7 protein-coding genes are annotated in these 10,304 nt (G+C 73.9%); 2 read left to right on the top strand and 5 right to left on the bottom strand.

The genetic code is table 11. From position 1 onward, the window contains the following. Window positions 1–78 precede the first annotated feature (78 nt). Window positions 79–1,413 (top strand): amidase, encoded by a 1,335-nt coding sequence (locus E1289_RS13775; RefSeq protein ID WP_131979966.1) that lies wholly within the window; start codon window positions 79–81, stop codon window positions 1,411–1,413. A gap of 28 nt (window positions 1,414–1,441) precedes the next feature. Here the strand turns inward: E1289_RS13775 and E1289_RS13770 are convergent, their stop codons facing one another. The 3 genes from E1289_RS13770 to E1289_RS13760 form a co-directional block, all read right to left on the bottom strand. Next, the gene (locus E1289_RS13770; protein WP_131979964.1) at window positions 1,442–4,312 is read right to left on the bottom strand and encodes an AAA family ATPase; all 2,871 of its coding nucleotides are present in this window, start codon (window positions 4,310–4,312) and stop codon (window positions 1,442–1,444) included. Window positions 4,313–4,484: 172 nt separating this feature from the next. Next, window positions 4,485–5,429 (bottom strand): serine hydrolase, encoded by a 945-nt coding sequence (locus tag E1289_RS13765; protein ID WP_131979962.1) that lies wholly within the window; start codon window positions 5,427–5,429, stop codon window positions 4,485–4,487. 50 nt (window positions 5,430–5,479) lie between these two features. Continuing rightward, window positions 5,480–6,442 carry a LysR family transcriptional regulator gene (locus E1289_RS13760; RefSeq protein ID WP_131979960.1) on the bottom strand — a complete coding sequence of 321 codons (963 nt, stop codon included), beginning with the start codon at window positions 6,440–6,442 and terminating at the stop codon, window positions 5,480–5,482. Between the two features lie 111 nt (window positions 6,443–6,553). On the opposite strand from E1289_RS13760, the gene E1289_RS13755 reads away from it, so the two are divergent. Continuing rightward, complete coding sequence (locus E1289_RS13755; protein ID WP_131979958.1) at window positions 6,554–8,203, top strand: penicillin-binding transpeptidase domain-containing protein; 1,650 nt, start codon at window positions 6,554–6,556, stop codon at window positions 8,201–8,203. A 12-nt stretch (window positions 8,204–8,215) separates the two neighbouring features. Here E1289_RS13755 and bla read toward each other — a convergent pair whose 3' ends face one another. Both bla and E1289_RS13745 read right to left on the bottom strand, forming a co-directional pair. Next, window positions 8,216–9,178 carry a class A beta-lactamase gene (gene bla, locus E1289_RS13750; RefSeq protein WP_131979956.1) on the bottom strand — a complete coding sequence of 321 codons (963 nt, stop codon included), beginning with the start codon at window positions 9,176–9,178 and terminating at the stop codon, window positions 8,216–8,218. Between the two features lie 61 nt (window positions 9,179–9,239). After that, entirely contained in the window at window positions 9,240–10,292 is a 1,053-nt protein-coding gene (locus E1289_RS13745; protein WP_131979954.1) for a magnesium transporter CorA family protein, read from the bottom strand. Window positions 10,293–10,304 lie beyond the last annotated feature (12 nt).

Here is a 10,304-nt window from a genome sequence, read left to right as displayed (position 1 = left end):
GACAGGGACGGGCGGGACAGGCCGACATGGCCGGTCTGCCATGCTACGCACAGTCAACGAATCCCAGAGGGGAGCGGAATGGGCGGGTTCTTCACCGGCCGGACGCTGGCCGGCATCGCACGCGGTCTGCGCTCCGGGGACGAGTCGCCGGCCGGGCTGCTGGCGGGCGCGCTGGAGTCGGTCGACCCGGATCTGAACGCCTTCGTGACCCTCGATCCCGAGGGTGCCGAGGCCGCGGCCAGGCGGGCGGGCGAGGAACTCGCGGCCGGCTTCGACCGGGGGCCGCTGCACGGGGTCCCGGTCGCGGTGAAGGACATCATCGACGTGGCCGGCCTGCCCACCGGGATGGGATCGGCGCACTTCGACGGGCATGTCGCCGAGGCCGACGCGCTCTGCGTGACGATGCTCCGGGACGCCGGCGCGGTCATCGTCGGCAAGACCGGCACGCACGAGTTCGCCTACGGCGGCACCGGCGACGTGTCGGTGAACGGGCCCGTCCGCAACCCGCACGACCGGGAGCGGATGCCGGGCGGCTCCAGCAGCGGCAGCGGTGCCGCCGTCGCCGCCGGCATGGTCCCGCTCGCACTCGGCACGGACACGGGCGGCTCGGTGCGGATCCCCGCCGCGTTCTGCGGGATCGCCGGGTTCAAACCGTCGTACGGCGCCATCCCGGCCGGCGGGGTGTTCCCGCTGGCGGTGTCGTTCGACCACGTCGGCGTGCTCGCCGCGTCCGCGGCCGACTGCCGTGTCGCCTACCGGGCGCTGACCGGCCCGGCGCTGACCGGCCCGGCGCTGACCGGCCCGGCGGAGGCCGCCCCGGCGGAGGCCGTCCCGGCACCGGTGGACGAGGGCGCGCCGCACGGGCGCGTCGCCTGGATCGAACCGCTGGAGATCGACCCGGACGTGGAGCGGGCCGTCCGGGCGCTGTTCCCGGACGCGCCGTCCGAGCGTATCGACCTGCCCGGGATCAGGGCCGTCTTCCGCGCCGTCCAGGACGCCGAAGCCTACGACGTGCACGCCGAGCGGGTCGCGGAGGCGCCCGGCCTGTTCCAGCCGCCGACCCTGGAACGCCTGGAGCGCGCGGGCCGGACGCCCGCCTGGCGCTACCTGCGCGCGCTCCGCGAACGGGAGCGGTACGCGGCGGAGGTCGCCGGGCTCCTCGACCGCTACGACATCCTGGCGCTGCCGACCCTCCCGATCACCGCCCCGAGGATCGGTGAGACGGCGGGGCCGCTCGGACCGCACGTTCCGGCGGTGGTGAGTCTCACCTGCCCGTGGAACGTGCTCGGCCTGCCCGCGCTGAGCGTCCCGGCGGGCACCGTCCACGGCCTTCCGGTCGGCGCCCAGCTGGTCACCCGGCGGGGCGCCGAGTCCCTGCTGTTCGCCGCCGCCGAGCGCCTCGCCACCGCCTGACGGCCCCGGCGGCACCGGCGGTACCGGCTCAGAGGTACAGGCCGAAGAACTCCTCGGGGTGGTCCAGGAGGGGCGGCAGGTCGGCGGCCGTGAGCGTGACCAGGTCCTTCTTGCTGGGCGACTTGGCGGGCCGGCGGCCCTTGCCGCTCCCGCCGCTGCCCCCGCGACCCTCCTTCCCGGCCGCACCCTCCTTCCCGGCCGCACTCTCCTTGCCAGCGGCGCCCTCCCTACCGGCCGCGACCGCGGCGGACGCGACGCGGTCGGCCTGGTTCGCGACCGCCACGTCCAGCATGTTGCGCATCAGCCGCCCGTTGCCGAACGACGGGCCGCGGGGCGCGCGGCGCAGCATCGCCAGCAGGACGTCCTCGGTGCCGGGCGCGAGCCGGAAACCGTCCGCGGCGGCGAGCTGGCCGAACAGGGTGATCAGCTCGTCGTCGGTGTAGTCGGGGAAGTGGATCTGCTTGGGGAAGCGGGAGTCGAGGCCCGGGTTGGCGGCGAGGAACTCCGCCATCTCCTGCTCGTACCCGGCCACGATGACCACGAGGTCCTCGCGGTGGTCCTCCATCAGCTTCACCAGCTCGGCGATCGCCTCGTGCCCGTAGTCGCCCTTCAGCGGTGACTGGGTGAGGGTGTACGCCTCGTCGATGAACAGCACGCCGCCGAGCGCGCGTTCCACCAGCCGGCGGGTGCGGGGCGCGGTCTGCCCGATGTACTCGCCGACGAGGTGGGCGCGGGACGCCTCGACCAGGTGCCCGGACGACAGCACGCCGAGCCGCTTGTAGATGCGGCCGAGCAGCCGCGCCACCATCGTCTTGCCGGTCCCGGGGTTGCCGGTGAACACCATGTGCCGGGTCGGCGGGGTGATCGTCAGCCCGGACTCGCTGCGCAGCCGCGCCGCGTGCGTCCCGGCGACGAGCAGCGCGATCTCGTGCTTGACGGTCTCCAGGCCGGTGAGGTCGCGCAGCTCGGCGAGCGGGTTGCCGGTGGCCTGCGAGGTGTCCAGCGTGTCCGGGATGTCCTGCTTGCGGATGACCAGGGCGGTCTTCGGCGCGGTGCCGTCCGCCGTCCCCCCGTCCGCCGTCCCCCCGTTCGCCGCCCGCGCCGCCGCGTCGCCCGCCGCGGCGGCGCGGGCGCGGGCGCGGGCCGCCGCGACGACCAGGTCGGCGAGGTGGGGGGCGAGGCGGGCGTTGCGGAGCGTCTGCATCGGCGGGGTCGCGGCCAGCAGCACGCCCGCCGCCTCGATCGCCTGCCGGGTGCCGCGGGCGCCGCGGGCCTCCAGGGCGCGGCGGAACAGCTCGGCGTGGCCCTGCGCGGTGAACGGCCGGGTCCGCGCGATCCGGAACCGCTGCGGCAGGACGGGGTTGATGTCGCGGATCCGTTCGTCGCCGCCCGCGTCGGCCAGCGCCACCACGTGCAGCTCGGGATGCACGGCCAGCAGCCGGTGCAGCTCCGCGGCGATGGCCTCCCCGTTGCCGGGGTCGGCGACGATGGCGTCCAGGCCCTCGATGATCAGGAGCCGGTCGCCCGCGCAGTCGCGGGCGTCGGCGTGCAGCTTGGCGACGGCGTCCGACAGCCGCTGGCCGGTGAGCAGGTTGTCGGTGATCCAGTGCGGGTCGCGGCCGAGGGCCAGGGCCCGGCCGAGCTCCTGCGCGGCGTCCCGCTTGCCGGTGCCGTCCGGGCCGGCGATCAGCAGCCGGACGGGTTCCTCGCCGCGGGTCAGCTCGTCCAGCGCCGCGACCACCTCGGGCTGCCCGACCAGCGACGTCGCGATCTCCGCCGGTCCGGCCGGCCTGCCGCCGGTGCGCGCGGCGGCGTCCCCGTCCGGTTCCGGGACGCTCCTGAGCGTCTCGGTGAGCGGGTTGACGACGCGGCGGCGCGGCGCGTACAGGCGGCGCAGGTCGGTCTGGAACTGGCCGACCGGAATCCACTCGGCCTTCGGGAACCACGGGTCGCCGGGCAGGCCCTGGGCGATCGCGATGAACCGCATCGCCATGTCGAGCCAGCCCCGGCAGGCGTCGGCGGCGCCCGCGACCAGCGCCCGGACGAGCCACGCGCGCGTCCGCTCCTGCCAGGCCCCGGGCTTGAACCCGCGGCGCTCGGCGGGGAACCGCCGCCGCAGCTCGTGGTACCGCTCCTCGCCCAGCGCGACGGCCAGCTCCGCCGGGACGTGCTCCATGCTGCCCTGCAGCAGCAACTGGATCAGGTGGGTCTCGACGCTCTCGTCACGCGGCGCCGCCTCGGCCAGCACCTCGTAGGACGCCAGCAGCCCCGTGCACACCCACTCCAGGTAGCCGACCGGGCCGAGCAGCTCGGGCACCGCCGTGACGATGTCGTCGCCGGCATGCGCGTGCCAGTGCTCCCGCAGCTCCAGCTTCGGCAGGTTCACGTCGCACGCGGGCGCGTCGTCGTACAGCCGCAGCAGCGCCTTGCGGCGCTCCTCCAGCGGCTCGATGCCCTCCAGTACCGACAGGCAGTCGCGGGCCAGGTCGATCGCCAGCTCCCGGTCGGGCGCCTCGATCAGCCAGTCGACCGGCGGGCGCCACCGCCCGCCCGGCGCGTCCCACCGGGTCATCCGGGTGCTGAGCGGGCCCGGGTTCACCAGGTGCCGGTGCAGCAGCCGCTCGGGGAGCTGCGAGTACGACCCCGCCTTGATCGCGCCGCCGCCCGGCAGGAACGCGAGGATGCCGAAGATCTCCGCGGTGACCAGCGTCGCGGGCAGCGTGAGCAGCTTGTGCTCGTCGGTCGTCAGCTCCGCCGCCCGCGGGTCGGCCGCCAGCCCGTCGATCCGTGCCGCGATCTCCTCGAACAGCCCGTCCGGGACGCGCCACGGGCCGTACGAGTAGACGTCGAGCACCGGCTCGTCGGTGAGCAGTAGCTCCAGATGCTCCGGCAGCCGCAACGAAGTCTCCCCAAGAGTGATCAAAGCCGGGGTACAGCTTATGTTTCCCGAGGGAGTGCTGGCTTGGCGGTCACGCGGATCGGGTGTAGCGGACAGGCCGATCAGTGATATAGGGGCCGCACCGAAGTTCGGGGACGGTGCAGGGGCGGTTCAGGGACGGTGCAGGGACGGTTCAGGGACGGCGGAGCGCCTCGACGGCCAGCCGGGCGGCGGTGCCGATGACGGCGTCCGCCCGCGGCAGGACGGCGACCGGCAGCAGCGACCGGGTGAAGACCGCGACCGCGTACCGGCCCCCGTCCGGGTACTCGACCGCGCCGACCTCGTTGCGCAGGGTCGGCAGCGTTCCGGTCTTCCCGCTGACGACGACGTCGTCGAACGGGAACCCGGACGACAGCCGGTGCGGCCAGACCTGGAGCCCGAGGAGCCGCCGCATCGCCGCGCACCCGTCCGGCGGCGCGGCCTCGTCCCGCCAAATCATCGAGAGCAGCCGGGTCATGTCGCGGGGGGTGCTGCGGCTCGTGCGGAGCGGGTCGAGGGCGCGCAGCCGCGCGGCCACCCCGGGCTCGTCCAGCCGGGACCACACGTCCGCGAACCCGGTCACGCCCGCGTCCGCCAGCAGCGACTCGTGCAGTTCGCGCCCGCTGACCTCGACGACCGTGTCGCGGAGTCCCAGCGCGGCGGCGGCCGCGTTGACCGCGTCCCGGCCGACCCGGTCGAGGACGGCGTCGGCGGCCGCGTTGTCGCTCACGGTGATCATCAGGAAGGTCAGGTCGCGGAGCGACATGCGCACCTCGTCCAGCATCCCCGAGATCCCGGTCGGCCCGGCGGTGCGGTCGCCCGGGTCCAGCGTGACCGGCTCGGCCGGGTCGAGGACGCCCGCGGCGGCCTGCCGGTGGAACGCGACGAGCAGCGGCACCTTGAACACCGAGGCGAGGACGACCGGGGCGTCGGCGCGGACGGCGACCTCCCGCCCGCTGTCCATGTCCACGACGTGCAGCCAGCCGGTCACCCCGGCGGCCCGGAACTCCGCCTCGATCCGCCCGGTGACCTCCGCCCGCCCGGTGACCTCCGCCCGGACGTCCGGTACCTCCGGGCTCGCCCCGCTCAACCCGCTCATGCGCTGTGCCTGTGGGGGGTCGGCACCCCACGCCCCCCGGTTCGCGTCGCTCATGCCAGGAACCCCGAGGACGGCCGCGGGACGACACGCCGCGCGGGTGCGGTGTCCAGCGGCGTCATGCCCGCCTCGCGCCGCAGGACGGCGGTCGCGACGGCGACGAAGTCGGTGATCGCGCGGACGTGCTCGGGGTCGCCGGCCCGCCGCCAGATGCACGACGTCCGCCACGCCAGCGGTTCCCCCACCAGCGGACGCCACGTCACCCCGGCGGTGTCGTCGACGCGGGGAACGAGGGCCACGGCCGTCCCCGCGAGGACGAGCCCCAGCGCGAACTGCGGGTGCCGCGCCTCGTGGACGGCGCCGGGCGCGTAGCCGTGCCGGCGGCAGGCCGCCAGCAGGTCGTCGTAGGCGCCGGGCGCCTCCTCGCGCGGTGAGACCACGAGGTCGCGCCCGGCGAGGTCGGCGAGATGAACCTCGGGGGACGCGGCCAGGTCCGAGGCCGCGGGCAGGAGCACGCCGAGTGGCCGGCCCAGCATCGGGCCGAGCTCCAGGTCGCGGGAGTCGCACGGGTGCCGCACGATCCCGGCGTCCAGCGCGCCCTCCGCGAGCGCGCGGACCTGCTCGGCCGTCCCCGTCTCCCGCAGGTCGAGCCGCAGGTCCGGGCGCCGCGCCCGGAACGCCGCGATCAGCGCCGCGACGATCGGGCCGCCGAGATCGCTCGGCAGACCCGCGCGCACGGTGCCGACCTCGCCGAGCCTGGCCCGCTCGGCGACGGAGTAGATGCGGTCCACGCGGGTGAGGATGTCACGGGCCTCGTCCAGGAGTAGCCTTCCCGGCGCGGTCAGCCCCACCTTCCGGCTCGACCGGTCGAACAGCCGCACGCCGAGTTCGCGCTCCAGCCGCTGGATCCGCTGGCTCAGCGGCGGCTGCGCCATGCCGAGCCGCTCGGCCGCCCGGCCGAAGTGGAGTTCCTCGGCCACGGCGACGAAGCACCGCAGATGCCCGACGAGGTTCACGAGCAGCGACGATATCAATCTACATATCTCTCTGACATAGATCTAAATCTTGGACATTTCACCGTGCGGCTGGTGTTCTGGTGCCTTGATCAGGGGGGAAGGGAGACCGACATGCACCGATCACGAGTGATCATCGCCGCGGCCGTCGCGGTGGTGGTCGTGATCGTGGGGACGGGGGCGGTGTGGTTCCTGCGCCGGGGCGAGGACCCGCGGGACACCGCGGAGCGTTACCTCGCGGCCTGGACCGGGGGCGACCTCGCCGCGATGAAGGCGCTGACCGACCGGCCGCCCGCCGACTTCGAGCAGCGCTTCACCCGCATGCGGGACGACATGGCCGTCACCGGCCAGCGCTACACCCTCGCCTCCATGCGGGACGCGGACGGCGGCGAGGCGAAAGGGTCCTACACCGCCGAGCTGACGCTGGCCCGAACCCGTCCCTTCAGTTACGACGGCGCCATGGCGCTGGTCGAGCGGGACGGTGAATGGCGCGTCCGCTGGTCGCCGGGACTGCTGCATCCGGAGCTCAAGGAGGGGCAGCGGCTGCGCACGGCCCGCGACTGGCCCGGCCGCGCCTCCGTCCTCGCGGCGGACGGCAGCGTGCTGAGCGCCTCGCCGTCCGGGTCCGCCCGCCAACTCGCCGGGCCGCTCGGGACCGCGTCCGCCAAGGCCGCGAAGGAGCTCGGCCCGCCGTACCGGGAGGGCGACGCGGTCGGCACCGACGGCCTGCACCGGCAGTACGAGCGCCGCCTCGCCGGGACGCCCGCGCTCGCCGTGCAGATCGTCGACGCCGAGGACACCGAGGTGAAGACGCTGGAGCGGTTCGGCGGCTCCGACGGTGAGCCGCTGAAGACGACGATCGACCCGGACGTCCAGTCCGCGGCGGGCACGGCCCTCGCCGACGCGAGGAAGCCCGCCTCCATGGTCGCGCTGCGCGCCTCCACCGGCGAGATCCTCGCCGTGGCCAACAAGCCCGGCGGCTACAACCGCGCCCTGATGGGCCAGTACCCGCCCGGCTCGACGTTCAAGGTCGTCACCGCCGCCGCCCTCGTGGCGGGCGGGGTGGGGGTGAACACGAGCGTCGGCTGCCCCGCCACCACCACGGTCGGCGGCCGCTCGTTCCGCAACTACGAGGACGAGGAGTTCGGGAGGATCCCGTTCCGCGAGGCGTTCGCGCACTCGTGCAACACCACGTTCGCGCGCCTCGCCGTGGACAAGCTCGGCGAGAAGCGGCTCACCGAGGTCGCCGGCCAGTTCGGGTTCAACGTCCCGATCATCGCGGGGCTCCCCGCCGTCCGCGCCGCGTTCCCGCAGAACAAGGACGACACCGCCCTGGCGTCCGCGTCGTTCGGCCAGGGCAAGGTGCTTACGAGCCCGCTCAACATGGCGAGCGTCGCCGCCGCGGCGGCGGACGGCACCTGGCGCTCCCCCCGCATCGTCGACGCGGCCCTCGCCTCGAAGGCCCTCGACGCGAACGGCCGCAAGCCGGTGCCGCCGAAGAAGCTGGAGCCCGCGGTCGAGAAGGCCCTGCAGGTCCTGATGCCCGCCGTGGTCAGCGAGGGCACCGCGTCCGACGTCCGCTTCCCGTCCGGGACCGCGGGCAAGACCGGGACCGCCGAGTTCGGGTCGGGCGAGGAACCACCGACCCACGCCTGGTTCATCGGCTACCGCAAGGACATCGCCTTCGCCGTCATCGTCGAGGACGGCGGCACCGGCGCGGAAGCCGCCGCCCCCATCGCCGCGAAGTTCCTCAGGGGACTGTGACTCCCCACCGCACTAGCGGAGAGCCTGGATCAGGATGGTGGTGGTTCGGGCTATCGCCTGTTCGTCGGGGTCGGCGTCCGGGGTCCGCTTGGTCGTCAGGATCGCTATGACGACCGGGGCGCCGGACGGCGGCCAGGCGACGGCGATGTCGTTGGCGGAGCCGTAGGTGCCGCCGGTGCCGGTCTTGTCGCCGGCCGTCCAGCCGTCCGGCAGGCCCGCGCGGATGCGCTCGTCCCCGGTGACCGTGGCCTTCAGCCAGCCGACCAACCGCTTGCGATCCGCGGGGACGAGGGCGTCGCCCACGGTGAGGGACCCCAGGTCGGCCGCCCAGACGCGGGGCGCGGTCGTGTCGCGCTTCTCGCCCGGCCGCCAGTCGTTGAGGGCGGGTTCCCAGCGGTCGGAGCGGCTGACCCGGTCGCCGAGCGAGCGGAAGAAGGCGGTGAGCCCGGCGGGACCACCGATCTGCTTCAGGACGAGGTTCCCCGCCGTGTTGTCGCTTTTCGTGATCGTCGCGTGGCACAGGTCGGCGACGGTCATGCCGGTCTTCACATGCTTCTCGGTGACGGGGGAGTGGGGGCTGAGGTCGCTCTCCTTGTAGCGGATGACGCGGTCCATCAGCCCGGGGTCGGAGCGGCGGGCCTTCTGCAGGGCCGCGCCGCACGCCATCGCCTTGAACGTCGAGGCGAACGGGAACGTCTCGTCCGCCCGGTGGCCGAGGGCCCGGCCGGTGCCCATGTCGAGGATGTAGGCGCCGATGCGCATGTCACGGGCCTTTTCCAGGCGGCGGATCTGCTCCGTCACCTTGGGATCGGACGTCGCGGGCGGCGATGCGGAGACCGGGACGCGGGACGCGCCGCCGCCCGGCGGCTCCGCGCTCCGCGTGGCCGTGCCGGCGTCCCCGCAGGCGGTGAGGGCGGTGAGGGCGAGAGCGGCGGTGCCGAGTGAGGCCCGGAACCGGGGAGCGTTTCCCTTCATCCGGGAAGAAGATCAGAGCGGCGAACCCGATGTCCAATCGCGGATCACAGCCAATCGCGGATCACAGCCAATCGCGGAGCTTGAAGATCACGTAGAGGGTGCCGCTGGAGGCGACGATGATGATGCTGCTGGCGATGAAGCCGCTCTGCTCGGCGAAGCCCGGATACGGGATGTTCTGTCCGTAGAAGCCGGTGACGGCGGTCGGCACGGCGATGATCGCCGCCCAGCCGGTGATCTTCTTCATCACCTCGTTCAACCGGTTGCCCTGCAGTGCCAGCCGGGCGTCGAGCAGGTCGGCGACGAGGTCGCGCAGGCCCTCCGTCCACTCCGACACGCGCAGGGTGTGGTCGTAGACGTCCTGGAAGTAGGGCGTCAGCGGCGGTGCCACGAGTCTCAGGTCCCGCCGGAGCAGCGTGTTGACGACCTCCCGCATGGGCAGCGCGACCCGTCGCAATGCCGTCAGGTTCCTGCGCAGGCGGAAGCTGCGCCGCTGGATCTCCTTGACCGGGAACGCGTCGCCGAAGACCAGCTCCTCCACCTCGTCGGCCTCGTCGTCGAGCGCCTGGACGGCTTCCAGTTGCAGGTCGACGACCAGGTCGAGCAGTCCGTAGAGCAGGAACCCGGCGCCGGTGTCGCCGGTGTCGGGGCCTGCGCCCTCGTCCCATCGCCGGATGAGCGCGTCGACGTCGAACCCGCGGTCCTGCCGCACCGTGACCAGCGCACGCTCGGTGATGAACGCCGACAGCTCGTGCAGCGTCAGGTCGCCGCCGTCCACCACCGGGACGTACATGTTGACGAACGCGTACCCGTGGTAGCGGTCGAGCTTGGTCCGCTCGTGCCGGGACACGGCGTCCTCCACCGCGACGTGGTCGAGGCCCAGTTCGTCGGCGACGACGTGCAGGTCTTCGTGGCGCGCACCGCACAGGTCGAGCCATACGACGGCGTCCGGGCGGCGCAGGTGCTCCCGCATCTCGGTGACCGGGAAGCCCTCCGCCTCCAGTTCGCCGTGGCTCCAGGCCCGGGTCCGGGGCGGCGCGGTGCCGATGCGGTTCGCCGGGTGCGCCTCGACGTCGGTCTCGGACGGGATGCCGGTCTCGGACGGACGGGGTGCCATGCGCCACTTATA

The sequence above is a fragment of the Actinomadura sp. 6K520 genome, from assembly GCF_004349245.1.
Classification (GTDB): Bacteria; Actinomycetota; Actinomycetes; order Streptosporangiales; family Streptosporangiaceae; genus Spirillospora.
This window is presented reverse-complemented; position numbering and strand designations above follow the sequence as displayed.

What these genes read in the sequence shown, in the direction of transcription:
- E1289_RS13775 (WP_131979966.1), top strand. Translation starts at nt 79, where the DNA reads ATGGGCGGGTTCTTCACCGGCCGGACGCTGGCCGGCATCGCACGCGGT.
- E1289_RS13765 (WP_131979962.1), bottom strand. Translation starts at nt 5,429, where the DNA reads ATGAGCGGGTTGAGCGGGGCGAGCCCGGAGGTACCGGACGTCCGGGCG.
- E1289_RS13755 (WP_131979958.1), top strand. Translation starts at nt 6,554, where the DNA reads ATGCACCGATCACGAGTGATCATCGCCGCGGCCGTCGCGGTGGTGGTC.
- bla (WP_131979956.1), bottom strand. Translation starts at nt 9,178, where the DNA reads ATGAAGGGAAACGCTCCCCGGTTCCGGGCCTCACTCGGCACCGCCGCT.
- E1289_RS13745 (WP_131979954.1), bottom strand. Translation starts at nt 10,292, where the DNA reads ATGGCACCCCGTCCGTCCGAGACCGGCATCCCGTCCGAGACCGACGTC.